The 24,027-nt window shown below is 69.8% G+C and carries 28 protein-coding genes; 11 read left to right on the forward strand and 17 right to left on the reverse strand.

Annotated elements, in window-relative coordinates:
• Positions 1–27: 27 nt before the first annotated feature.
• Genes ND450_RS33610 through ND450_RS33625 form a run of 4 tightly spaced genes read left to right on the forward strand, consistent with a single transcriptional unit; the run spans position 28 to position 4,034 of the window.
• On the forward strand, positions 28–873 hold the full coding sequence (locus ND450_RS33610; protein WP_253322343.1) for a PfkB family carbohydrate kinase: 846 nt from the start codon (positions 28–30) through the stop codon (positions 871–873).
• Positions 837–1,472 (forward strand): nucleoside/nucleotide kinase family protein, encoded by a 636-nt coding sequence (locus tag ND450_RS33615; protein WP_089918601.1) that lies wholly within the window; start codon positions 837–839, stop codon positions 1,470–1,472. Before ND450_RS33610 ends, ND450_RS33615 begins: the two co-directional genes overlap by 37 nt.
• A gap of 2 nt (positions 1,473–1,474) precedes the next feature.
• Positions 1,475–3,583: a helix-turn-helix domain-containing protein gene (locus ND450_RS33620; protein ID WP_253322344.1), complete on the forward strand. Its 2,109-nt coding sequence runs from the start codon at positions 1,475–1,477 to the stop codon at positions 3,581–3,583.
• A 46-nt stretch (positions 3,584–3,629) separates the two neighbouring features.
• Positions 3,630–4,034, forward strand: coding sequence for a hypothetical protein (locus ND450_RS33625; protein ID WP_253322345.1), 405 nt, complete (start codon positions 3,630–3,632; stop codon positions 4,032–4,034).
• A 7-nt stretch (positions 4,035–4,041) separates the two neighbouring features.
• Here ND450_RS33625 and ND450_RS33630 read toward each other — a convergent pair whose 3' ends face one another.
• Positions 4,042–4,710 carry a DedA family protein gene (locus ND450_RS33630; protein WP_253322346.1) on the reverse strand — a complete coding sequence of 223 codons (669 nt, stop codon included), beginning with the start codon at positions 4,708–4,710 and terminating at the stop codon, positions 4,042–4,044.
• A 157-nt stretch (positions 4,711–4,867) separates the two neighbouring features.
• On the opposite strand from ND450_RS33630, the gene ND450_RS33635 reads away from it, so the two are divergent.
• Positions 4,868–6,244: an FAD-binding oxidoreductase gene (locus ND450_RS33635; RefSeq protein WP_253322347.1), complete on the forward strand. Its 1,377-nt coding sequence runs from the start codon at positions 4,868–4,870 to the stop codon at positions 6,242–6,244.
• Here the strand turns inward: ND450_RS33635 and ND450_RS33640 are convergent.
• From ND450_RS33640 to ND450_RS33680, 9 genes are all read right to left on the reverse strand, one after another.
• Positions 6,241–7,656: an amidohydrolase family protein gene (locus tag ND450_RS33640; protein WP_253322348.1), complete on the reverse strand. Its 1,416-nt coding sequence runs from the start codon at positions 7,654–7,656 to the stop codon at positions 6,241–6,243. The genes ND450_RS33635 and ND450_RS33640 overlap by 4 nt on opposite strands.
• A gap of 33 nt (positions 7,657–7,689) precedes the next feature.
• Entirely contained in the window at positions 7,690–7,890 is a 201-nt protein-coding gene (locus ND450_RS33645) for a hypothetical protein (protein WP_089918618.1), read from the reverse strand.
• Between the two features lie 2 nt (positions 7,891–7,892).
• Positions 7,893–9,038 (reverse strand): glycoside hydrolase family 18 protein, encoded by a 1,146-nt coding sequence (locus ND450_RS33650; RefSeq protein WP_253322349.1) that lies wholly within the window; start codon positions 9,036–9,038, stop codon positions 7,893–7,895.
• A gap of 140 nt (positions 9,039–9,178) precedes the next feature.
• Positions 9,179–9,895 carry a DedA family protein gene (locus tag ND450_RS33655; RefSeq protein WP_253328072.1) on the reverse strand — a complete coding sequence of 239 codons (717 nt, stop codon included), beginning with the start codon at positions 9,893–9,895 and terminating at the stop codon, positions 9,179–9,181.
• 23 nt (positions 9,896–9,918) lie between these two features.
• Positions 9,919–10,113, reverse strand: a complete 195-nt coding sequence (locus ND450_RS33660) for a hypothetical protein (protein WP_089918620.1) — start codon at positions 10,111–10,113, stop codon at positions 9,919–9,921.
• A 4-nt stretch (positions 10,114–10,117) separates the two neighbouring features.
• Entirely contained in the window at positions 10,118–11,269 is a 1,152-nt protein-coding gene (nagA, locus tag ND450_RS33665; RefSeq protein WP_253322350.1) for an N-acetylglucosamine-6-phosphate deacetylase, read from the reverse strand.
• Positions 11,269–12,177: an ROK family protein gene (locus ND450_RS33670; RefSeq protein ID WP_253322351.1), complete on the reverse strand. Its 909-nt coding sequence runs from the start codon at positions 12,175–12,177 to the stop codon at positions 11,269–11,271. The genes nagA and ND450_RS33670 overlap by 1 nt, the downstream gene beginning before the upstream one ends.
• A 103-nt stretch (positions 12,178–12,280) precedes the next feature.
• Complete coding sequence (locus tag ND450_RS33675) at positions 12,281–12,871, reverse strand: GNAT family N-acetyltransferase (RefSeq protein WP_253322352.1); 591 nt, start codon at positions 12,869–12,871, stop codon at positions 12,281–12,283.
• A 12-nt stretch (positions 12,872–12,883) separates the two neighbouring features.
• Positions 12,884–13,447 (reverse strand): SigE family RNA polymerase sigma factor, encoded by a 564-nt coding sequence (locus ND450_RS33680; protein ID WP_253322353.1) that lies wholly within the window; start codon positions 13,445–13,447, stop codon positions 12,884–12,886.
• Between the two features lie 40 nt (positions 13,448–13,487).
• Here ND450_RS33680 and ND450_RS33685 point away from each other — a divergent pair, with 40 nt between their 5' ends.
• Positions 13,488–13,769: a YciI family protein gene (locus ND450_RS33685; RefSeq protein ID WP_253322354.1), complete on the forward strand. Its 282-nt coding sequence runs from the start codon at positions 13,488–13,490 to the stop codon at positions 13,767–13,769.
• Here the strand turns inward: ND450_RS33685 and ND450_RS33690 are convergent.
• On the reverse strand, positions 13,759–14,610 hold the full coding sequence (locus ND450_RS33690; protein WP_253322355.1) for an SDR family oxidoreductase: 852 nt from the start codon (positions 14,608–14,610) through the stop codon (positions 13,759–13,761). The two genes, ND450_RS33685 and ND450_RS33690, sit on opposite strands and share 11 nt — an antisense overlap.
• Positions 14,611–14,655: 45 nt before the next feature.
• Positions 14,656–15,582, reverse strand: a complete 927-nt coding sequence (locus ND450_RS33695) for an aldo/keto reductase (protein ID WP_253322356.1) — start codon at positions 15,580–15,582, stop codon at positions 14,656–14,658.
• Positions 15,583–15,620: 38 nt separating this feature from the next.
• On the opposite strand from ND450_RS33695, the gene ND450_RS33700 reads away from it, so the two are divergent.
• Entirely contained in the window at positions 15,621–16,394 is a 774-nt protein-coding gene (locus ND450_RS33700) for a TIGR03620 family F420-dependent LLM class oxidoreductase (protein ID WP_253322357.1), read from the forward strand.
• On the opposite strand, the gene ND450_RS33705 is transcribed toward ND450_RS33700, so the two are convergent.
• Positions 16,384–16,668, reverse strand: coding sequence for a DUF427 domain-containing protein (locus ND450_RS33705; RefSeq protein WP_253322358.1), 285 nt, complete (start codon positions 16,666–16,668; stop codon positions 16,384–16,386). The two genes, ND450_RS33700 and ND450_RS33705, sit on opposite strands and share 11 nt — an antisense overlap.
• Before the next feature lie 157 nt (positions 16,669–16,825).
• Here ND450_RS33705 and fbaA point away from each other — a divergent pair, with 157 nt between their 5' ends.
• On the forward strand, positions 16,826–17,860 hold the full coding sequence (gene fbaA, locus ND450_RS33710; protein WP_089918636.1) for a class II fructose-bisphosphate aldolase: 1,035 nt from the start codon (positions 16,826–16,828) through the stop codon (positions 17,858–17,860).
• A gap of 51 nt (positions 17,861–17,911) precedes the next feature.
• Here fbaA and ND450_RS33715 read toward each other — a convergent pair whose 3' ends face one another.
• Entirely contained in the window at positions 17,912–18,739 is an 828-nt protein-coding gene (locus tag ND450_RS33715; protein ID WP_253322359.1) for an SDR family oxidoreductase, read from the reverse strand.
• An 84-nt stretch (positions 18,740–18,823) separates the two neighbouring features.
• On the opposite strand from ND450_RS33715, the gene ND450_RS33720 reads away from it, so the two are divergent.
• Entirely contained in the window at positions 18,824–19,195 is a 372-nt protein-coding gene (locus tag ND450_RS33720; protein WP_253322360.1) for a helix-turn-helix domain-containing protein, read from the forward strand.
• Here the strand turns inward: ND450_RS33720 and ND450_RS33725 are convergent.
• On the reverse strand, positions 19,161–20,282 hold the full coding sequence (locus tag ND450_RS33725; RefSeq protein ID WP_253322361.1) for a hypothetical protein: 1,122 nt from the start codon (positions 20,280–20,282) through the stop codon (positions 19,161–19,163). The two genes, ND450_RS33720 and ND450_RS33725, sit on opposite strands and share 35 nt — an antisense overlap.
• A gap of 288 nt (positions 20,283–20,570) precedes the next feature.
• On the opposite strand from ND450_RS33725, the gene ND450_RS33730 reads away from it, so the two are divergent.
• Positions 20,571–20,981: a DUF3151 domain-containing protein gene (locus ND450_RS33730; protein ID WP_089918642.1), complete on the forward strand. Its 411-nt coding sequence runs from the start codon at positions 20,571–20,573 to the stop codon at positions 20,979–20,981.
• A gap of 348 nt (positions 20,982–21,329) precedes the next feature.
• Positions 21,330–22,490, forward strand: coding sequence for an aromatic acid exporter family protein (locus ND450_RS33735; protein ID WP_253322362.1), 1,161 nt, complete (start codon positions 21,330–21,332; stop codon positions 22,488–22,490).
• A gap of 159 nt (positions 22,491–22,649) precedes the next feature.
• On the opposite strand, the gene ND450_RS33740 is transcribed toward ND450_RS33735, so the two are convergent.
• Positions 22,650–23,279, reverse strand: coding sequence for an HNH endonuclease family protein (locus ND450_RS33740; RefSeq protein WP_253322363.1), 630 nt, complete (start codon positions 23,277–23,279; stop codon positions 22,650–22,652).
• Positions 23,280–23,383: 104 nt separating this feature from the next.
• Complete coding sequence (locus tag ND450_RS33745; RefSeq protein WP_253322364.1) at positions 23,384–23,992, reverse strand: hypothetical protein; 609 nt, start codon at positions 23,990–23,992, stop codon at positions 23,384–23,386.
• Positions 23,993–24,027: the final 35 nt, after the last annotated feature.

Consider the following 24,027-nt stretch of genomic DNA (forward strand, 5'->3'; position numbering starts at 1 on the left):
GACCATACCCGTTTGGAGGAAGCCCAGATGGCAGCCGTGCTGTGTGTCGGGCTCACAACTCTCGACGTGACCCAACGGGTGAGCGACTTCCCGGAGCCCGGCCAGAAGGTCCGTTCGCTCGGCGCGGCCCTGTCGCCCGGTGGTCCCGCCGCCAACGCGGCCCGCGCCGTCGCCGCTTTGGGTGGAAAGGCGGCGTTGCTCACCGCCCTTGGCGCCGACGCACTGGGTGATTTCGTGCGTGATTCCTTGGAGCCGGTCCAAGTGACCGCCGTCGCGGGGACGACGCCCGTGAGCATGGTCGTCGTCAGAGACGCTGATGGCGAGCGCACCGTCGTGTCCCGCAACGCGTCGGTCCCGGTGATCGCGCCCGATTTGACCGGACTTCTCGCCGCCGCGGACGTCGTGCTCTTGGACGGACACCACGAAGGCCTGGCCTTGCCCGCGGCCCAACGCGCAAAAGCTCTGGGATTGCCTGTGGTGCTCGACGCCGGGAGCTGGAAACCTGTCCTCGATCACCTGTTGCCGCTGGTGGACGTGGCCGCCTGCTCTTCCGGGTTCGAGCGGTCCGAGGCCGAGGTGCACTCCTACGGGGTGCCGCTGGTCATTCGCACGCACGGTGCGAAGCCGGTCACCTGGTCGCGGAACGGCTCGTCCGGCGAGTTGCCCGTGCCCGCGGCGGAGGTGGTGGACACGAACGGTGCCGGTGACGTCTGGCACGGCGCGTACGCCTACGCGCTGGCGTCAGGGGCGGACCCGGTGCGATCCATCGGCTTCGCGACGGAAGCGGCCGCCGTTCGCGTCGGTGCGGTCGGGGACTGGGTTGAGGAGCTGGCGCGGTGGCAGGACAGCAGGTCAGGTTCGACGAGCTGCTAGAGCGGGCTCGGGTGCTCACCGATCAGGGTGAGCGCAAGATTCTCGGCATCGGCGGCGCGCCCGGTTCCGGCAAGTCGACACTCGCGCGGCGGCTCGTCGAGGCGCTCGACGGCCAGGCCGTGCTCGTCGAGATGGACGGGTTCCACCTCGCGCAGAGCGAGCTCGAACGGCTGCGGCTGGTCGAACGCAAGGGCGCGCCCGACACGTTCGACATCCCCGGCTACGTGGACCTGCTCGGCCGGATCAAGGCGTGCGGGCCGGACATGATCTACGCGCCGCAGTTCCGCCGCGAGATCGAGGAACCGATCGCCTGCGCCGTGCCGGTGCACCCGGACGTCCCGCTCGTCATCACCGAGGGCAACTACCTGCTGCTCAACTACGACAAGTGGAAGCGCGTCCGGATCATCCTCGACGAGGCGTGGTTCCTGTTCATCGACGAGGACGTGCGCGTGCAACGCCTGATCGACCGCCATCTGCGGTACGGGCGCACGTTGTCCGAGGCGGAGGAACGGGTGTTGCACGGCACCGACCACGTCAACGCGCTGATGGTGAACTCGTCGAAGGGCGCCGCCGACCTGCTGATCACCGAGGTCCTCTAGGCGTGCTGGGCGACCTGCTGCGGCGCCACCGGCTCGCCGCCGGGCTCACCCAGGAGGCGCTGGCCGAGAAGGCGGGGCTGAGCGGTCAGGCCGTCGGCGCCCTCGAACGGGGCGACCGCCGCCATCCCCACCGCGAGACGGTGCTCAGGCTCGCCGACGCCCTCGAGCTGGACGCGGACGACCGCGCGGAGTTCGCCGCGGCCGCCGCCCGCACGCCCCGGCCCCGCTGCGAGGCGTCCACCCCGGTCCGGCAGCTCCCCGCCGCGCCCGTGCGGTTCGCCGGGCGGGAGGCCGAGGTCGCTGAACTGGCGGACCTGCTCGCACGGTTCGGCACGGTGGTCGTCGCGGGCATGGCCGGCGTCGGCAAGACCTCGCTCGCTTTGCACGTCGCCCACCTGATGGCGGAGCGCTTCCCCGACGGCCAGCTCTACCTCGACCTGCGCGGGAGCCTGCCGCCGGAGGACGCGCTGGGGCAGTTGTTGCGCGCGCTGGACCGGCCCGACCACGGCGGCACGCTCGCCGAGACCTCCGCGCGGCTGCGGTCGGCGCTCGCCGGGCGGCGGGTGCTGCTAGTGCTCGACGACGCGGCGACGGCCGCCCAGGTCCAGCCGTTGCTGCCCGGCACCGTCGGCTGCGCGGCGGTCGTGACGAGCCGACGGGCCATGGACACCCTTCCGCAGGCCCACCACCTGCGGCTCGACGTGCTGCCCGAACGCGAGGCGCTCGACCTGCTCGCGGCCTACGCGGGACCGGAACGGACCGCCGACGCCTCGGCCGCCGAGCAGGTCGTGGAGCTGTGCGGACGGCTGCCGCTCGCCGTCCACCTCGCCGGCGCGCGGCTCGCGTCCCGGCCGGCCTGGCCGATCGCCCACCTCGCGCGGCGCCTGGCCGTGCGCAGGCTCGACGAGCTGGACCGCGACGACGCGGGCATCCGGGCGAGCTTCGCCGTGTCCGTCGACCAGCTCGACCCGGACGACCGGACGGCGTTCACGCTGTTCGGCGTCTTCGAGGACGTCTCGCTGCCGGTTGCCGCCCGCCTGCTCGACGTGGACTCCCTCTCCGCCGAACTGGTCCTCGAACGGCTGGCCGACCTGCACCTGCTGCAGGCCACGACCCCCGGCCGCTACCGCATGCACGACCTCGTCCGGACCTACGCGCGCGAGCAGCCGCCGGATCCCGAGGCCCTGGGCAGGGTCGCCGACCTGTTCGTCGCGGTGGCGTGGCGGTCGGTGGCGCTCGCCGTGCCGCACAGCCTGCGCGGGCTCTGGGCCGACCCGGCGTGGGCCGCGGGCGCGCCGGACTTCACCACGGCCGCGGCGGCGTTCGCGTGGCTCGACGAGCACCGCCCGCACCTCGCCGACCTCTGCCGGACACCGGGTGTGCCGGCCGAAGCGCTGGTCAGGCTCGCGATCGGGCTGTTCCCGTACTACCTGAGCCGCGACCACCGCGCGGACTGGGCCGAGGTGTGCGGGCTGGCGCTGCCCGCGGCGAGCGATCCGGCGGCACGGGCGATCGTCGAGATGGACCTGGGCGTGGCGCTGCGCGACGCGGGCCACCTGCGCCGCGCGCTCGACGCGTTCCGGGAGCTGGGCGACACCAACGGCGTGGCGGTCTGCCTCACGAACCTCAGCGAGGTGCTCGAGACGGTCGAGATCGGCGAGGAGAGCCTCGTCCTGGCCCGCGAACTGGAACTGAGGTGCGTCGAGGCCGCGGTCCTGGAACAGCTCGGCAGCGCGTACGGCAAGACGGGCGACCAAGCGCGTGAGCTGCGCTGTTACCTCGACAGCCTGCGGCTGAGCTCACTCGAAGGCGACGACCGGGCGTGCGCGGGCGTGCTGCACCGGATCGGTGCGCTGCACCGGCGGTCCGGCCGGACCGAGGACGCCGAGACGGCGCTGGCGCGGAGCCTCGACCTGTTCCGCGAGGGCGGCGACCCCGTCGGCGAGGTGGCGTGCCTGGAGGAACTGGGACTCGTGCACCTGCTGCGCCGCGACCGCGCGGCGGCGGCCGAGACGTTGCGGCGCGGACTCCACATCGCCGAACGCCACGGCGACCTCCGGCGGCAGGCGAGCCTGCGGCGGCATCTCGCGAAATGTGGAGGTGCTTCGTAGAGGTTGTCGCTGTTGGGGCCCGTACGTTCTCGCCACGATCGACGACATGAACAACTTCTCGAAGAAACTCCTGGCGGGGGCGATCGCCGCCGTGGCCGTTCTCGTCTCCACGCCTTCCGCGTCGGCTGCCGCGCGCAACGGCGTCTGCGAGACCAACGAGTTCTGCCTGTACTGGGGTCCCGGCACCGCCTGGTCGGCGTCGGACTTCACGACGTCGATCGACACCTACGGCACCTCGCAGCCGACCTGCTACGAGTTCAAGACGCCCGACCGCGGTGGCTACGAGCAGTGCGTCAAGAACAACGCCGAGCACGCCTGCAACTTCAGGTCACGGGCGGTCCGCGTGTACTTCAACAGCGACCACAAGGGCGCCTACGACACGATTCCCGCGGGGACCTGCAGGCCTCTCGTCGCCACCAAGAACAACAACGCGTCGCACCTGTTCCTGTGAGACGTCGTCAGCCGGCCTGGGGGTGGCTGACGTGCTCCAGGTCCTCGCTGGTCTCGTCGATCGGCTTCGCCATCTCCTGGCGGTAGCGCCAGATGCCCCAGCCGGTGCCGCCCAGGAAGAAGGCGATGCTGACGACGATCGCGGCGGTCTCGAGCCAGGGGAGCTGTTGCAGAATGCCGGCGCCGTAGTAGCCGGCCAGCACCAGCGTCGGGACCCACGCGATGGCGCCGATGGTCGTGGCGAGCGTGAACTTCCGGAGGTCCATCCGGGCCGCGCCCGCGATCATCGGTGCCAGCGTGCGGATCCACGGGATCCAGCGCGCGAGCACCACGGCCCAGAACCCGCGGCGGTCGAGGAACTCGCCCGCGCGTGTCAGGTTCTGCTTGTTCAGCACCTTGCCGCCCTTGCGGGCGAGCACGCGCGTGCCGGCGCCGCGGCCGATGAAGTACCCGACCTGGTTGCCGACGACGGCGACGACCAGGGCCGTGAGCGACAGCAGCCACGCCGACAGCTCGCTGTTGTGCGTCGCCAGCACCACACCGGCCGCGAACAGCAGCGAGTCGCCGGGCAGGAACAGCCCGAAGATGAAAGCGCACTCGACGAAGATGAAGCTCAGCACGATGACCCAGACGGCCACCGGACCCGCGGTCTCCAGCGAGGCGAATGCGTGCGCCACGGTGAACCAGCCTACGTCCTGATGTGGCGGCGGCACGGCGACATCGGGTTGACGGGCGGGCGAAATCTGCGTTGAGCACGCTGAGTCACGGCGTGAACACCTCTCCGCTCGGATTGACCATCGAGTGAACCAGGCGTTTCCGGCTAGCGTGGCGGGTATGGAGACCTTGCTCGCTGAACTCCGCGCCGCACTGGGTGACTCGGGCGTCCTGACCGACACGGATGTCACCGCGAGCTACCAACGCGACATGATGCCGTTGGCGCCGCACGGCAGTCCGTTGGCGGTGGTGTTCCCCGTGAACACCGAGCAGGTCCAGGCGGTGGTGCGAGCTTGCGCGAGCCATCGCGTCCCGATCGTCCCGCGGGGAGCGGGCAGCGGCCTGTCCGGCGCCGCGAACGCCGTCGAGGGCTGCGTCGTCCTGGTCACGACCAAGATGAACGCGATCGTCGAGATCGACGCGGACAACCGCCTCGCCGTCGTCGAGCCCGGTGTGGTCAACCTCGACCTGCGCGGCGCCGTCGAGAAGGACGGCCTCTTCTACCCGCCGGACCCGAGCAGCTACGACTGGTGCACCATCGGTGGCAACCTCTCCACCAACGCGGGCGGTCTGTGCTGCGTGAAGTACGGCGTGACCACCGACTCGGTGCTCGGGCTGGAGGTCGTGCTGGCCGACGGCGAGGTGCTGCGGACGGGTCGCCGCACGGTCAAGGGCGTCGCGGGCTACGACCTCACGAAGCTCTTCATCGGCTCCGAGGGCACGCTGGGCGTGATCACCAAGGCGACCCTGGCGTTGCGCCCGCTGCCGCAGGCCCCGGCCACGCTGGTCGCCGCCTTCAGCACGACGGCGCTGGCGGGTGCCGCGGTCAGCCGGATCGTCCGCGAGGGCCTGGTGCCTTCGTTGATGGAGATCATGGACCGGGTCTCCATCGAGGCCGCGGAGACGTACCTGAAGACCGAGCTCGGCGCCGGGCCCGGCTGCGCGGCGCTGCTGATCTGCCAGTCCGACGCCGGTGGCGAGCAGGCGCGCGCCGAACTGGCCAAGATCGAGGAGATCTGCCTGGAGGCGGACCTCGTCTACTCGACGACCGACGTCAACGAGGGCCGTGACCTGCTGACGGCGCGCAGGGCCGTGCTCACCGCGTTGGAGATCTACGGCTCGTGGCTGACCGACGACGTGTGCGTGCCCCGCACCCGCATCGCCGAGCTCATCCAGGGCTGTGAGGACATCTCCAAGGAGGTCGGCCTCAAGATCGCCGTCGTCGGCCACGCGGGCGACGGCAACATGCACCCGACGATCGTCTACGACCCCGCCGACGCCGACCAGTTCGCGCGCGCCCAGAAGGCGTTCGACGACATCCTCGCGGTGGGCCTCGCGCTGGGCGGCACGGTGACCGGCGAGCACGGCATCGGCAAGATCAAGCGGGAGTGGCTGGAGAAGGAGATCGGGCCGGTCGGTCTCCGGGTACACCGCGACATCAAGCGCGCGCTGGACCCGGAGAACCTGTTCAACCCCGGTTCGATGTTCAGCCTCTAGCAACAGGTCCGCTGGACGGTGGGGAACGGTTCCTGCGCGGCCTTCTCCACGTCCGCCAGCATCGTCCGCCGTTCCACCGGCCCGAGGACCTTCCCCCTGGCCAGCACGGTGTGGACGCGTCGCGTGTTGCGGATGTCGTCGAGCGGGTCGCCGTCGAGCACGACGAGGTTCGCGGCGTCCCCCGGCCGCACGGTGGCGTCGCGGGTGGCGGCCTTCAGCACCGCCTTCGGGGACAGGCCTGCCTCGACCAGCAGCTCCAGCTCGTCGTGCACGGAGAAACCGGAGAACGAGTACGGGTTGCCCGCGTCCGTGCCGGCGAGGACCTCGACGCCGTGCTCGTGCATCTCCGCGACCTGGTCCTGGCGGCGGCGGAAGAACTCGGCCTGCTGCCGGATCTCCTGCTGCGACACCGGAGCCCAGTTCTTCAGCTGATCGCGCCACAGGTCGCGGTAGAAGGCCGGCATGTACTTCATCCGCGGGTCGTTCGCGAACCGGTCCGCCGGGCTGGAGTAGACCCGCATCGCGACCATCGTCGGGCACAGCGCGGAGTTGTTGCGCCGCAGTCGGTTCGCGAGTCTGACGGCCTTGGACCGGCTGTGCGTGAGGGCGGCCTGCCGTTCGAACTCCAGCACCTGCTTGAACCACGCGAACGAGTTCGCCGGGTCGAGCGGAAGGTCCGCGATCGCTTGGCGCAGTTGGGTTTCCCGCGTGCTGGTGGCGAACGACAGGCCGTACATGTGCTCGAAGGTCTTCTGCCCCAGGTCACTCGCGTCGCCCAGCGGCACGTGGTTCGAGCAGTGTCCGGCGAACGTGATGGCCTGCCTCGCGCACTCGTCCGCGATGGCCGTGAGCGTGGGGAGGTCGAGGTACGAGTAGACCTTCACGAAGTCCGCGCCCTGCGCCTTCGCGTCCCGCACGGCCTGTCGTCCCTCGTCCGGTGTGGTGGCGATCAGCGCGCCGGGCAACGTCGAGTGCGGGCCGTCGATGATCGCGCTGCCGACGACCAGCCTCGGTCCGAGCACCTCGCCGCGCTCGATCTGCCCGCGCAGCTCGTAGATCGGCGGGAAGCCCCACATCTCGCGGATGCCCGTGACGCCGTTGACCAGGCACAGCGGCAACGTGATCCGGTCCAGGAACGCGCCGTGCACGTGCATGTCCCACAGGCCAGGGATGACGAACCTGCCTTCCAGCACCGTGGAGCCGCGTGGCAGCGGCAGGTCGCGCCCGATCGCCAGGATCCGGTCGTCCGCCAGCACGATGGTCGTGTTCGGCCGGACACCGGACGAGTCGATGAGAGTCGCGCCGCGCAACGCCGTGACGCGCGGGGAGGCGCCGGCTTCGCGTGGGAGCAGGCCGGCCGCCGCACCGAGTCCGGCCAGCCATCCCAGTACTTCACGTCGAGTGGTGGTCATGAGCCCAACCAACACCTTGACGTTGCTGGAGACTCAAATCCTTTCGAGCACCTCGCGCGCGTCCGACGCCCACAGCGGGCTGGCGCACAACTCGACGAGGTCCGGCACCAGCGCCGCGCGGTGTTCGGGTTCCAGCTTCTCGGCCACGTACGCGAGCGCGGCCGAGACCTGCCACACGTCCGGGCTCCTCAGAGCCTGGCGCAGCAGGGCGATGCGGTCCTCGGTCCTGTGCATCGTCAGCGGGACATGGCCTTCAGCAGCGAGTGCTGCGCGTCGTCGTGCCCGAGTTCCCACATGAACGTGCCGAGCAGGCCGCGCGCCCTGGCGAAGTCCGCGCGGATCCCGATCGACCGCGGGTTCTCGTACGACACGAACTTCTTCTCGGCCGCGTTGTAGAGCCACGGCGACTGCGCGACCGGGTGCCAGTACTCCTTCCAGCCGGGCGTCGCCTTCAACTTCACCGCCTCCTCGTACCCGTCGACCCAGAACGCGCTGTCGTAGGGCTGGTAGAGCCCGTGCTGAGGCCCTTCGCTCTTCACGGTGAAGCCACGCCCGTAGAACGGCGTGCCGAGCACCATCTTCCGCGGCGGGACCCCGTGCCGCTGGTAGTGGTCGATGGCGCCGACGACGTTGTTCCACCTGCGGTCGGCGGCCGGCATCGGGTCGTTCGCGACCTCGCGGAACCCGGCGTTGAACGTGGCCACGGGCGAGAACCCGGTGCCCAGGTCGTAGGTCATGACGTTGATGAAGTCCATGATCCGCGAGAGCTCGCGCAACTCGAACGACTTCGCCGGGTCGTACGGGCCGTCGGTCTGCAACCGACCGGCCGGCAGCGCGGCGGTGACGAGCTTCTTCGCGCCCAGCGCCTTGCGGAAGTCCTTGGTCAGCAACGTCATGTTGCGCCGGTCCTCCGGCCGGTCCGTGATCTCGGCCGGACCGCCGTAGACGGGGAACTCCCAGTCGATGTCGATGCCGTCGAACGTGCCGTCGCGGAAGAAGAGGTCCCGGCAGGACTGGACGAGCGTGGCGCGGGAGGCCTGGGTCAGCGCGGCGCCGGAGAACCCGCCCGCGCCCCAGCCGCCCAGCGAGATCAGCGCTTTGAGTCGGGGCTTGCGCTTCTTGAGGTCGCGGATGTCCTGGAAGTCCTTGGCCGCCGTGGGGGCCGTCATCGTGCACTTGCCGTTCTCGATGGTGGAGAAGGCGTAGAACAGGTGGGTGATCGGCGTGTCCGACGGGATGGCCGAGATGGGCTTCGAGGCGCTGTACCAGTTGCCGTAGTACGCGCCGACGATCCTCTTGGGCGAGGCGTCGGCGGTGCTGATGCCAACCGAGACGGAAAGCGCGGCCAGGACGACCGCCAATCCCTTGCGGAGCAACGACATCACGGACCTCCAGTGGTCTGGACCACTAGCAAACCTAGGGGCGGTCGGAGGTCTGCCGCAAGGCCGTCGGCGAACACGCGTCCAAGGATGCGCGAAGGCCCGCCCGCCGGAGCGGACGGGCCTTCGGAGTTCGTGCGGTGTCAGCGCTCGACGCGCGGGATGATCTGCGTCGAGTCGTCCTGGAGCTGCGCGTCCATGACCTGGGTGATGTCGTCCGCCTCTTCCTGCAGGAGCGACTTCTTCTCCTTGCGCGCCTTGATCACCTCGATGATGATCGGCACGATCGACAGGAAGACGATGGCGAGCAGCGTGATCTCGAGGTTGTCCTTGATGAAGGACACCTGGCCGAGGAAGTAGCCGAGGATCGTCAGGCCCGCCGCCCACGCGACGCCACCGATCGCGGAGTACGTGAAGTACTTCTTCGGGTCCATCCGGCCCACGCCGGCCATCGCCGTGATGAACGTGCGGACGATCGGCACGAACCGGGCGAGCACGATGGCGCGGGCGCCGTACTTGTCGAAGAACTCCTGCGTCTTGTCGACGTACTCCTTCTTGAAGATCTTCGACTCCGGCTTGCTGAAGAGCGCCGGGCCGGCCTTCTTGCCGATGTAGTAGCCGACGACGTTGCCGACGAAGGCGCAGACCGTCAGGAGCACGCAGACGAGCCAGAGCGGGGTGTCGATGGTGCCCGCGGCGACGAAGAGACCCGCTGTGAACAGCAGGGAGTCGCCCGGCAGGAAGAAACCGACGAGGAGCCCGCACTCCGCGAAGATGATGAGGCACAACCCGATGAGCATGTACGGGCCGAGCCCGTTCAGCAGAACGGTGGGGTCCAGCCAGTCAGGGCCCAATGCAATCGTCACGGCGACAACGGTACAGGTCAGCTCAGGGTGATCACTGCGGCCACCGTGCCCGCTGCCAGGCCCAACAGCAGGGCGAGGCCCAGCACCCACCACGCGGACATGGGTGCGGGGGCCTCGTCAGCGATTGGGACAGGTGCGACAAATCCGGCATTCGTGCTGGTCGCCTGCGCGCGCAGGGCGTCGGTCACCAGTCGCTCCGGATCGTCCGCCATCCACCTAGTCCTTGACCCACTCGCCCCTGACCATCACGTCCCTCGGCTTCAATTCTGCATCGAGGACGACGAGGTCCGCAGCGAGCCCGGCCTCCAGCTTGCCCGTGTCGAGGCCGAGGAGCTCGGCACCGCGGGTCGAGGCGGCGTACGCGGCCTCGACGAGTGTCAGGCCGCACGAGTTGACGGCGTTGCGGAACGCCATGTCCATCGTGAGCGTGCTGCCGGCGAGGGAGGCGCCACCTGCCAACGTCGGCACCCCGTCGACGACGCGCACCTCGAGGCCGCCGATGTCGTAGACGCCGTCGCCCACGCTCGCCGCCGCGATGGCGTCGGTGATGAGAACCGTGCGCTTGAGGCCCGCGTGACGGGCCGCCAGGCGGACGGCGGTCGGGTGCAGGTGGACCAGGTCGCAGATGAGTTCGACGGTGACGCGTTCGTCGTCCAGCAGCGCGCCGATCGGGCCCGGCTCGCGGTGGTGCAGCGGGCGCATGCCGTTGAACAGGTGCGTCGCCACGGACGCGCCCGCGTCGACGGCGGGGCGGACCTGGGCCTCGGTGGCGTCGGTGTGGCCGATGGCGGCGATGACGTTGTTGTCCACGAGCTGGCGCACGGCGTGCACGGCGCCTTCGAGCTCGGGCGCGAGGGTGATCATGCGGACGGTGCCCTTGCCCGCGTCGAGCAGCTTCGTCACCGAAGTCTGCTCCGGCGGGCACAGGATCGCCGGGTCGTGTGCGCCGCAGCGGGCGGCCGACAGGAACGGTCCCTCCAGGTGGATGCCCGCGACGACGCCCTCCTGGACCAGCTCGGCCAGCGCGGAGACCTGGTCGGCCAGTTCCGGCACCGGGCGCGTGACCAGAGACGCCAGCACCGTCGTGGTGCCGTGCCTGCGGTGCGCGGCCGCCGCCTTGCGGACCTTCTCGGGGTCGGGACTGGTGAACGCGGCGCCGCCACCGCCGTGGCAGTGGATGTCGACGAACCCCGGCACGATCGTGCCGCCGGCGACGTCGGTCGTCGGGCCGTCGGGCGCGGCGCCCTCACCGACCGCGGCGATCCGCCCGTCCCGGACGCTCACCCACCCGTTCTCGAGCACCCCTCCCGGCGTGACGACCCGACCACCGGTCAGGGTCACGTCGACTGGTCCACCCCACGTGCTCATCACGCCTCCAGCGTGTCGATGGCCAGCAGCGCCGCGCCGAGGAAGCCCGCCTCGTCGCCGAGCGCCGCGAGCCGAAGCTCCGGTCGGCGCTGGAAGGCGATCAGGCCGTCCAGCCTTTCCCTCAGGGGCTCCACCAGCAGATCTCCTGCGAGTGCGAGCCCACCGCCGAGGACGACGGCCTCCGGACCGAGCAGCGTCGCCAGCACCAGGATCCCCCTGGCGAGCGCGTCCACGGCCTCGTGCCACACGGCGACTGCGTCCTGCTCCCCGTCGGCGACCCTGCGTGCGACCTCGGCGGCGCCGTTGACGGGGGTGCCGGTACGTGCGGTGTACCGGCGGGCGATCGCCGCGGAGGACGCCACCGTCTCCACGCAGCCGATCTGGCCACAGGCGCAGGGCACGCCGTGGCCGACGTCCACGTGTCCGATCTCGCCCGCGTAGCCCCCGCCGCCGTAGATCTTCCCGTCCAGCAGCAGCGCGCCGGCGATCCCGGTGCCGATGGGCATGATCACCGCGTTGCGCAGGTCCCTGGCGGCACCCATGCGGCATTCGGCCAGGCCCGCGGCGCGCACGTCGTGCCCGAACGCGACCGGGAGCCCCAGGCGTTCGGTCATGACCTCGCTGAACGGGAACCGGCTCCACGGCAGGTTGGTCGTGTACACGCCGACGCCGTTGGTCTCGTCCACGATGCCCGGCGCCACGATCCCCACGGCGTCGATCTCGTGCTCGGACGCGTTGGCGAGCTCCTCGACGAGCTCGCCGATGACGGCGAGGAGGGGTTCCAGCTCGCCGGGCGTCGCCCTGCGCGCGTGCTTCTCCGCCGCGACGGACTCCCGCGTGCCGGAGACCAGCGCCGCCTTGGTTTCGGTGCCACCGATGTCAACGGCGACCACGTGTCTGCGTGCCACGGGATCTGATCCTGCGGCATGGGGGGCCTATTGGTCTATACCAAGTACCGATTTGGGCGGGTGGTCTTACGAGCTGAAACCAGTCGGAACGGTCAAATCGGCGTCAGCTGGGGAAATGGGAAAGTTTACTTACTTCTGGAGCCGGTCCGATGCACGCGACGTCGGCGGTGCGCACGTGCCGGTGCCCTGCGTCGGGAAACGCGGGCGGCACGGCGGGCAGCGGGTCGTCCAAGGCGTACCCGCACCTGAGAGCCACTCGGCAGGACGGCTCGTTGCCTGCCGCGTGCACCAGCTCCAGCCGGGAGACCGCGACCGTCCGCTGGACGTCCAACGCCCACTGCGACACGGCGTCCACCGCGCCGGCAGCGATTCCCCGGCCGCGGGCCTGGGCGGCGGTCCAGTAGCCGACCTCGGCGGTGCCGGGCCCCGCCACCTTCACCACCACGTGGCCCACCGGGTCGTCGGTCTCGGTGGTCACGGCGAAGCTGAACCGGGTGGCGGTCGCCCAGCCGGCGACCTGCACCTCGAGCCACCTCCGGCCGTCGGCGTCACCGGTCAGGGAGGTGGCGAGCCAGCGGCGCAGCGCCGGATCGCGGTGTGCCGCGAGCAGCGCCGGAAGGTCGTCCGGCCGCCACGGCCGCAGCCGCAGCGCGGGAACCGCCCCTGCGGGCGGCACCGACAGGATGACCGGCACGGGTACCGGCCCTCAGCCCGCCATGATCTTCTGCAACGCGTCGAGCGCACGCGAGGCCGTCGACTTCACGGTGCCCTTCGAGATGCCGGTGGCCTCGGCGATCTCGGCCTCCGACAGGTCGCCGTAGTAGCGCAGCACGAGCACCTCGCGCTGGCGCGGCGGCAGCTGCTGCAACGCCTTGACCACGGCCTGGTGCTCCGCCGTCAGCATGGCGAGCGACTCGGCCGAACGCGCGTTCGCGACGTGCGGGGGCGTGTAGTCGCGGGCCGTCTTGCGCCGGCGCAGCACGCTGCGGGAGCCGTTGACCACGGCCGTGCGGAGGTACCCGACGGCCGCCTGGGCGTCGCGGAGGCCCTTCCAGTTGCGGTGCAGGCCGGTGAACGCCTCCTGGACCACGTCCTCGGCGGTCGCGGGGTCGTCCACGAGCAGCAGCGCGAGCCTGATGAGGCGCATGCGGTGCTGCTTGTACAGGTCTTCGAGCGTGAGCGGCCCTGTGGGAGGTCCTGCGACGCCGTCCTTGATTCGCAGGTTGGTCAGGGTGTCCTGCACGGTGCGCGGGGTTTCTTCGCCAACCACGATGTAGGACGGTACCGGTCAGCTTCACTACGGTGGAGGCATGGCCCGTTTTGCAGTCGAATTGGTGTTCGGTCCCGACCGTGAGAAGCGTCTCGCAGTACGCCCCGAGCACCGCGAGTACATCGCGTCCCTCGTCGAGAAGGGCGTGATCCTGGCCTCGGGACCGTACGCCGACGACGCCGGCGCGTTGATCATCTACGAGGCGGCGGACGAGGCCTCGCTGAAGGAGATCATCGCCGCCGACCCGTACACGCCCGCCGGCGTGGCCGAGTGGACCATCCGCGAGTGGAACGCGCTGATGGGCCCCTGGGTCACCGGCTAGCGGCCTGACCGCCCGGCCCGACCAGGCCCGACGTGTCGCTCGCGGCCATCTGCCTGTCGGCGTCGGCCACCTCCTCGACCGACTGGCGGTCCACGACGAACGGCGTGAACGCGCGGAAGTACTTCAGAGCGCCGACCCAGCCGGGGACGTGGACCGCCTTCGCCCGCTTCTCGATGCCCCTGACCACGGCCTTGCCGACGTTGCGGACCGGGTACTTCTTGCCGGCCACGCCCGGCATGCCCTTGCGCAGCTTGCCGAAGACCGGGTGCTCGTCGGCGCTGTTGACCATGTCCGTGGAGATCCACGAGAAGTACGCCGTGCCGACGTCCACTCCCAGGTGCCTGACCTCGGCCCGCAGGCTGTCCGCAAACGCTTCGCAGCCCGCCTTGGCCGCCGAGTAGGCCGCGTTGCCGGGGATGTGCACGATCGCGGCCAGCGACGACACGACCAGGCAGTAGCCGCGGGTCTTGATCAGGTGCGGCAGTGCCGTGCGGACCGTGCGCCACACACCGAGCAGATTCACCTCGATGACCCGTTCGAACGCCTTGGGGTCCATCGAGCGCACGAACCCGGTGGCCGCGATGCCCGCGTTCGCCACGACCACGTCGATGCCGCCGAAGTGCTCGGCGACCTCGGTCATGACCCGGTCGAGCACGTCCCAGTCGGTGACGTCGGCTTCCCACGCCTTGCCACCGGTCTCCCGCGCCACCTCTTCGAGCTGGGCTTTCTCGAGCCCGACGAGCGCGAGACGAGCCCCGCGCCCGGCCAGTTGCCTCGCCACCTCGGCGCCGATGCCCCTGGCCGCGCCGGTGATCAGTACCACCTTGCCCGTGACGTCCATGCCCGTCACGGTAACGCAACCTACTCCCGGTAAGCTACTGGCAAGTTAAATTGCACTCAGGCGGTCCACCTCGGCCTGGGTCAGTTCGAGGGTCAGCAGCGGCGTCAGGTCGCTGAGCTGCTCCAACGTGCGCGCGGACGCGATCGGCGCGGCCACCGTGGGTTGCTGGGCGAGCCACGCCAGGGCGACCGCCGCGACCGTGGTCTCGTGCGTCTCGGCCAGTTCGTCGAGCACCTCCAGCACCTGCAGGCCGTGCTCGTCGAGGTACTGCGAGGCCGCGCCCGCCCGCACGCTCTCGACCGCGACGCCCGGCCGGTACTTGCCGGTCAGGAAGCCCCTCGCGAGGCCCCAGTACGGCACGGTGGCGAGGCCGTGCTCGGCCACGACCTGCTGCAGGTCGCCCTCGAACTTGTCGCGGCTGACCAGGTTGTACTCGGGCTGCAGCGCCACGAACTTCGCGAAGCCCTCGCGCTCCTGGATCTCGAGCGCCTTCGCGAGCCGTTCGGCGGAGAAGTTGGAGGCGGCGACGTAGCGGACCTTGCCGTCGCGGACCAGCTGGTCGTAGGCCGCGAGCGTCTCCTCGAGCGGCGTGCCCGGGTCGTCCAGGTGGTTGTAGTAGAGGTCGATGTGGTCGACACCGAGCCGCTTGAGCGAACGCTCGGCGCTGGTCAGGATCGTGTCGCGCTTCTGGTTCTTGAACCCGGCGAGCATGCCGACCTTCGTCGCCACCACGACGTCGTCGCGGCGGCCGCGCCCGGCCAGCCACCTGCCGATGATCGTCTCCGACTCGCCGCCGGAGTTGCCCTCCGCCCACGCCGAGTACGCGTCGGCGGTGTCGACGAAGTTCCCGCCCGCCTCCACGTACGCGTCGAGCACGGCGAACGACTGCTCCTCGTCGGCGGTCCAGCCGAAGACGTTCCCACCCAGCGAGAGCCTCGACACGGTCAGGTCTGTGCTGCTCAAGATCGGCATACTCGGAAAGGTAGTCCGCCGACGTGATGGGGGTTCGCATGCTGGGAACGTTCGGGGTCTGGGGCTCGCACCACGAGTGGGCCGGGAGGTACGCCGAGGTCGAGGCGCTCGGGTTCGGCGCGTTCTGGATCGGCGGCTCGCCCGAGCTCACCGCGGTCGGGCAGGCGCTGGACTCCACGGAGTCGATCACCATCGCGACCGGCATCGTCAACGTCTGGCAGTCGGAGCCGGAAGCGGTCTCCTCCGAGTTCCACCGCCTCGCGAGCGACCGGTTCCTGCTCGGCGTCGGTGTCGGGCACCGGCAGCTCGACCAGGCCTACGAGAAGCCCTACGACAAGCTCGTGGACTACCTCGACCGGCTCGACGTGCCCGCCGACCGGCTGGTGCTCGCCGCGCTCGGCCCGAAGGTCCTCCAGCTCGCCGCCGGCCGGACCGCGGGCGCCCACCCGTACCTCGTGCCGGTCGAGCACACCGCCGAGGCCCGCAAGGTGCTCGGCGACAAGCTCCTCGCGCCCGAGGTGACCGTCGTGGTCGAGGAGGACGCGGAGGCCGCACGGGCCATCGCGCGCGAGAAGCTCTCGTTCTACTTCGGACTCACGAACTACGTGAACAACTGGCGCCGGTACGGGTTCACCGAGGAGGACGTGAAGGGCTCGGACCGCCTCATCGACGCGTTGGTCGCGCACGGCAGCCCGGACCAGGTGGCCGCCAAGCTGCACGCGCACGTCGACGCCGGGGCCGACCACGTGGCCGTCCAGTCGCTGAACGGCCACCACGCGGAACTGGCCGGGGCCCTGGGACTCAGGCGCTGATCTCGACGCCCTTCCAGAACGCCACGCGGCCCTTGATCTCCGCCGCCGCTTCCTTCGGCTCGGCGTAGTACCAGGCCGCGTTGGTGTTCTCGGTGCCGTCGACCTGCAGCGAGTAGTAGTTCGCATCGCCCTTCCACGGGCAGTGCGACGTGTGGTCGGTGGGCTTGAGGACGTCCGGGTCGACGGATTCCAGGGGGAAGTAGTGGTTGCCCTCGACGACGACCGTGTCGTCGCTCGAAGCGATGATCTTGCCGTTCCAACTCGCGGTTGCCATGTCATCCATCATCCCCCTACCGGCGAGTAGTGCAGACCGGCTGGTCAGCTGGTACTTGATCGATCCTCCTGTGAGGGCGGCCACTGTTACGGCCCCGTGACACCGGCTCGTAGGATGCGGGGCGACACCCGTTCAGGGCGCCTGAGGAGGACCACCGATGCCCATCGCAACTCCCGAGGTCTACGCGGAGATGCTGGACCGGGCCAAGGCGAACGAGTTCGCCTACCCCGCCATCAACGTCACGTCGTCGGAGACGCTCAACGCGGCTCTGCGCGGCTTCGCCGAGGCTGAGAGCGACGGCATCATCCAGGTCTCGACCGGCGGTGCCGAGTTCGCCTCGGGCACCAAGGTCAAGGACATGGTGACCGGTGCCGTGGCGCTCGCGGAGTACGCGCACGTCGTCGCCGCGAAGTACCCGGTGAACATCGCGCTGCACACCGACCACTGCCCGAAGGACAAGCTCGAGGGCTACGTGCGTCCGCTGATCGCGATCAGCCAGGAGCGCGTCGACAAGGGCGGCAACCCGCTCTTCCAGTCGCACATGTGGGACGGCTCCGCCGTGCCGCTGGAGGAGAACCTCCAGATCGCGTCCGAGCTGCTCGACCTCTCGGCGAAGGCGAAGCTCGTCCTCGAGATCGAGGTCGGCGTCGTCGGCGGCGAGGAGGACGGCGTCGACAACGAGATCAACGACAAGCTCTACACGACGCCCGAGGACTACCTGAAGACCGTCGAGGCCCTCGGCGCCGGCGAGAAGGGTCGCTACCTGCTCGCCGCGACCTTCGGCAACGTGCACGGCGTCTACAAGCCGGGCAACGTCAAGCTGCGCCCGGAGATCCTCAAGCAGGGCCAGGACGTCGTGGCGGAGAAGCTCGGCCTCCCGGCCGGCTCGAAGCCGTTCGACCTGGTCTTCCACGGCGGCTCCGGCTCGCTGCTCGAGGAGATCCACGAGGCCGTGTCGTACGGCGTCATCAAGATGAACATCGACACGGACACGCAGTACGCGTTCACCCGTCCGATCGCCGCGCACATGTTCGCGAACTACGACGGTGTGCTGAAGATCGACGGCGAGGTCGGCAACAAGAAGGCCTACGACCCGCGCAGCTACCTCAAGGCCGCGGAGCAGGCCATGGCCGCCCGCATCGCCTCGGCGTGCGAGCACCTCAAGTCGTCGGGCCGCATGATCGCGGGCTGACACCGGCTTGGAGAAGGGCCCCCGGTCTCGCGCCGGGGGCCCTTTGCGTTGTCAGCGGAACGCCTCGACGTGGCGTCGCACCCAGTCGGCGAACGTGCGCGGGGCGCGGCCGAGGACCTTCTCCACGTCCGGGCTCACCGCCAGCTCGTCCGCGGTCGGCGAGCCGAGGATGTCCAGGGTGTCGTCGGCGAGCTCACCGGGCATCAGCTGTTCCATGCCGGCCTTGGCCTCGGCGCGGGTGAGCTCGTGGAACCGCACGGGTTCGCCGAGCGCGTCCGCGATCGCCTGGGCCTGCTGCCGCGGCGTGACCACCTCCGGCCCGGTGAGCTCCAGGACGCCGTTCCTGTCGCTGAGCAGGGCGGTGGCCGCGACCTCGGCGATGTCCGCCGGGTCGATGACCGGCACCCCGGTGTCGCCGAACGGTGCGGCGACGGTCCGCTGGGTGCGGACCGACTCGGCCCACCACAGCGCGTTGGACGCGAACCCGCCGGGCCGCAGGACGGCCCAGTCGAGGCCGGACTCGCGCAGCACGTCCTCCAGCGCGCGCAGCTCGACCCGCGTCGTGCCGAACGGCCTGGTCCGCACGCCCAGCGACGACAGCAGCACCACCCGGCCCACCCCGTGCGCGGCGGCCCGTTCGACCAGCTGGACGGGACTGGCCCCGACGGCGTGCAGGTCTCCGGACAGCAGCAGGAACAACGCCTTCGCGCCCCTCAGGTCGAGGTTGTGCGGATCGGACAGGTCCGCCACCTGGTGCCGCACACCGTCCGGCACCTCCGCCGCGTGCCGGGACACGGCCACCACCTGCTCGCCGGCCTCCGCCAACGCCCTGGTCAGCGGCCTGCCGACGTTCCCGGTCGCACCGGTTACCACGATCATGTCCAGCTCCTTCGTCGATGTGGGCACGACGCTAGGAACCGGGCTTACATTTCGTAAGGACGTACCTCTGGGTAAGCTCCGGACATGGCGGTCGGAGTTCAGTTCACGCGCCCCGAGAACAACGGGCGCTATGACGTGTTTCACACCAACTGCCCCGCGCGCGAGATGGTCGACCACGTCACCAGCCGCTGGGGCATCTGGGTGCTGATCTCGTTGCAGACCAACGACCTGAGGTTCTTCGAGCTGCGCGACGGCATCCAGGGCATCAGCGAGAAGATGCTGTCCCAGACGTTGCGCGGCCTCGTCGACGACGGCCTGATCTGGCGCAGGGTGGAGCCGACGACCCCGCCCCAGGTCACCTACGGGTTGACCGAGTTCGGGCGGGACGTCGGCGAGCCGCTGGCCGACCTGTTCGGCCGGATCACGACGCGGCTGGCAGCCCGGCTCGAGGTGTGACGCCGGCGAGCCGGCGGTGGATCAGCAGGTCCCCGGCCGTCCACAGCACCGCCAGCAGCACGGCCGTGACCGCCGCCGACGAGAAGGAGATCGGCGGCCCCCACAGGTACTCCTGCTGGAACCAGATCCCGACGTACCCGACCGTCGTGACGGCCGCCGACCCCAGCACCGCCTTGGCGGGCGTCGGCATGTCGACGGCGTGCGCCGCGTCGATCGCGAGCCCGACCAGCACCAGGAACAGCGGCACGGCGGACTTCGGGAAGTCGATCCCGGCCAGCAAGGGCCAGATCAGACACCGGTAGGCGACATATCCGCCGACGACCGCCGTGGCCGCCCACTTCTTGTCGATCGTCCTGCGCGCGATGACGAGCACGATCGCCGCCGCGACCAGTCCCCACACGGGGTAGACCCAGTCCGCGATGGGTAGCGCGAAGTTCACGACCGCCTCGCGCCCGACCGGGACGCCGAGCTGGTCGGCCGCGAACTGCAACAGGATCGGCTCGGCCTCGGGCCGTCCGCTGTCGTACGCCTGCAACGCGCGCACGCCGTACTCCTGGTGCTGGTTGGGGAACCAGACGTTCTCCAGGAAGAAGAACCACAGCGCCGCAAGCCCCAGCGTCCTGGTCCTGCCTCCGGGGTAGTTCCGCATCCACCCGCGGATCGCGCCGGCCAGCATCACGGCCGTGCCGAGGTACAGCAGCGCGTGCGACCCGCTCCAACTGGTGATGTCGAGCCCGTTGACCCGGTGGTTGATGACGTCGATCGGCAGCGCGATGAGGAAGATCCCCGACCCGACCTGCATCAACCGGATCGTCGGCTTGTCACCGCCGTACCCGGTGAACGTGTGGAACAACGTCAGCCCGACCACGATCACCGTGCCGACCGTGTTGATCAGATGCGGCGGCGCCAGGTCGTCGCGCAACCACTTGAAGTGCCACGAGACGTCCCACGACGACCCGATCAGTTTCAGCAGCAGACCGACGAGCCACCACTGGTAGAGCCGCTTCGTGAGCGCCGCCGGTGTCTCCCTGCCCGGCGCGCCCCGCTCCCAGTAGAGGTCCCGGAACTGCCTTGCCCCCTGAATCATCCGAACATCATGAGCGCGCCTCGGGTGTCCAGGTAGGGAGAACGTCCCTGGTTTTACCCTGATGTTTCCAATTCGTGCGCACGATGGAGTGAACGACGTTGAAGTTCTCGTGCCGCTCACGGCAAGGTGCACGGCCATGAGCTCCGACGCGAACGACGGCTACAAGGCGACCACGAAGCAGCGCATCATCGCCGGCGTGCTCGTCACCGTGCTGATGCTGGCCGTTGTGGTCTCCGTCATGAGGATGTTCGTCTAGCTCGGTTTGTCCCATGCGGCACGATGGGTCGCATGGTTGAGAACCTCCTCGGGCCCGAGCCGACCCGTCTTCCCGAACGCCCTGAGGCGCAGGCCGCCGCTGACGGCGGGACCGACCCCGCCAAGATCGTGCGCGCCTACCCGGACTTCTCCGAGGCCTGGGCCCTGCTGGCTGAGCGCGCGCTGCACGCTGGGGACCCTGTGGCTGCCTATGCGTATGCGCGCACCGGGTACCACCGGGGGTTGGACCAGTTGCGGCGGGCCGGGTGGAAGGGGTTCGGGCCCGTTCCTTGGGATCACCGGCCCAACCAGGGGTTTTTGAGGGCTCTTGGGGCGTTGGCCCGGGCTGCTCGGGAGATCGGGGAGGACGAGGAGTGGTCGCGGTGTTCGACTTTCCTCGCTGACTCGGACCCCAAGGCGCCTGCTGCGCTTGGGTTGGTCTGATCGTTTTCGGGTTGTTTTGCGGGCGGCCTGATCGCTTTGCGTGCTTCCCCTGGGGCTCTGCCCCGGACCCCGGCAATCTGAGCCTGCGGCATCGCGGGCGGTCTCGCGCTTCGCGCTGACCTGCCCCGCTTGCCCAGACCCTGGCCCCGGTCACCGCCGACCCCACCCGGTCCTCATCCCTGCGCCGCCCCCACCGCCCCGCATCCCGCCCGCGCCCTCCCTCACCTCCCCGCCACGTGTGAGGTTCCTTGCCCCTGGGCAAGGAAAGGCGGACGGCAGGTTGTGACCGGTGTCCGTTGGTTCGAGACTGGCGGCGGGCATCGGCGTACTAGCGGGTCGGGGTGAGTGGTGGGCGCGGTCAGGGATGCGGTCGGGCGTGGGCTCGCGCGGTGGCGCGGGGCCGCGTTGCCGATCGTCCAATGTGCCCTGTCCGCTGGGCTGGCGTGGGTGGTGGCGACGGTGCTCATCGGGCACGCGCACCCGTTCTTCGCTCCCATTGCGGCTGTCGTGTGCCTTGGGGTTTCGCTCGGGCAGCGGCTGCGGCGCGTGGGTGAGCTGGTCGTCGGCGTGTCGGTCGGGGTGGGGGTCGGGGACGCGCTCATCGGCTGGATCGGGAGCGGGCCCTGGCAGATCGCGCTCGTGGTGGCGTTGGCGATGTCGACGGCCGTGTTGTTGGACGGTGGAACGGTCATCGCGTTGCAGGCAGGCTCTTCCGCCGTGCTGGTGGCCACGTTGTTGCCGCCCAGTGCTGGTGGTGGGTTCGACCGGATGATCGACGCGTTGACCGGTGGGCTGGTCGGGCTGGCTGTGGCGGCGCTCATTCCCGCCAATCCCGTCACAGTGGCGCAGCGGCAGCTCAAGGTGCTCACGAACACGCTCAGCGGCGCGCTGCGGAACATCGCCCTGGCACTCGAGGAGAAGGACGCGGTCAAGGCCGCCGGGGTGCTGGCCGAGTTGCGGACCAGTCAGACGACCATCGACGACTACAAGTCCGCGCTGCAGACCGGTAGTGAGATCGCGAAGATCGCGCCCATCCGATGGCGGTCGAAGGACGAGCTGAGCCGGTACCAGACGGCGGCCGGGCCGGTGGACTACGCGATTCGGAACACCCGTGTGCTCGCTCGCAGGACCATGGCGGCGCTGAAGGCCGACGAGCTGATTCCGGACGGGGTGCCGGACGTGCTCAAGGAGTACGCGGACGCCGTGGACTGCCTGAGGGGCGAGCTGGAGAAGGGCAAGGAGCCGAAGGCGACCAGGGAGGCCGTGCGGGACGCCGCGCGGAGTCTCACCGCGCGGCGTCTCGGTGGGGACGGGTTCTCGTCCAAGGTCGTGCTGGCGCAGATCCGCAGTGTCGCGGTGGACCTGCTGCAGGCGACCGGGGTGAGCCGGAGCGAGGCGATGGAGGCGTTGCCGCCTCTCAGCCCTCCGGCCGGTTCAGAAGGCCCACGAGCAGGGAATGCACCTGCTCGTGATCACGAGGATCGAGAAGGGCGCACGAAGCGCCCGTGATCGCGTACCACTCCTCCGCGCCCTCGTAGCGGACCAGTGCGCGCAGATTTCCGTCTTCGGAAAGGTCCGTGCACAGTTCGAGGTCTCCGGTGACGACGCCGACCTCGTCGGTCATCACGCCACCGGGGCCTGCCACGAAAAGCGTGGAGAGGGACGCCATCAGCACCTTCCGAGCATGCCCGTCAGTTCGGTCTTCTCCGCCGAGTTCACGCTGAGGTTCCAGCGGTACTTGGTGTGTACCCACATCTTGGCGTAGGTGCACCAGTAGGACGTCAGCGGCGGCTTCCAGGTGGCAGGGGTCTGGTCGCCCTTCGCCTGGTTCACGTTGTCCGTGACGGCGATCAGCTGCGGGCCCGACATGTCGTTCGCGAACGACTGGCGCTGGGCGGTGGTCCAGGACGCCGCTCCGGACCTCCAGGCGGCCGCCAGGGGCACGACGTGGTCGATGTCCACGTCGGAGGCCGCGGACCAGGTCGCGCCGTCGTAGGGCGAGAACCAGCGGCCCGAGGTGGCGGCGCAGGCGGAGTCCGTCACGACGTTGGTGCCGTCGCGCTTCAGCACGGCCTCGCGGGTGTTGCAGGTACCCGACTGGGTGATCCAGTGCGGGAACTTGTCGCGCGAATAGCCCGTCATCGAGCCGTCCGCGCGGACGGTGAGGCCCGCCAGTTCCGACTTGGCGGTGGTGGCGGTGGGGATGTTCGGCGGTGTCGCGAGTGCAGGGGAAACAAAACCGAAGGTGATGGCTGCGCTGGCAACCAGAACACCAATGGTTCGGTTAACTTTTGACATCGGCCCGACCTTCCTCGTTGGAAAGTGATCGGGCCTACCCTCAGTCACGCTGTGAAATTAAGCAATGCCTTCGAGTGACACTCAAGTGAATGACAAGCAGATGCCTAGAGGCCTCGGACGAGCCTCAAGTCCTCGGTGTGGCGGTACCAGGTCCACTTGTCGACCGGGCGCGGGTGCTTGTGGCCGTCCTGCACGGCGGTCGTCGGCAGGCAGCCGAGCTGGAACGCGCGCGGACGGCTCTCCCGGACCTTCGACCCGAACAGGCGCTTGTTGACGATTCGGATCCGCAGCCCCAGGCCGCCGTCCGGGTCGGGCGTGCACTCGATCCGCGACGCCTGCCCGCGCAGCACGTTGTCCGCGTCGCTGTAACCAACGCCACGAACCGGTGACAACACGCCGAGGCCCACCAGCACTCCGCCGACGTCGTCGCGGACGAGCGGGACGGGATCCACGTCACCGTTCAGGGCGACGTCCAGGGCGCGGCCGGGATCGGTCGAAAGCCCCCAGAGGGCGGCAACGGACGAATCGGCCACGGGCACGTATCCCAGTGCCACCGAGCCGAGCTTTTCCTTGCGCAGCAACCTCAACGCCACTGCGGCGAGGTCGGCGTCGGTGCCCACCACGACGAGCCGGTCGGCGTCCAGGTGGTGGTCGACGTGGTCCTTGCCGGGACGGGCCGGGACGGCCACCACGTCGTCACGTTGAGCGATCATTGGCGACTGCGTGTTTCCGCAGGCCAACACGATTC

This window comes from Lentzea sp. HUAS12 (assembly GCF_024125735.1).
Classification (GTDB): domain Bacteria; phylum Actinomycetota; class Actinomycetes; order Mycobacteriales; family Pseudonocardiaceae; genus Lentzea; species Lentzea albida.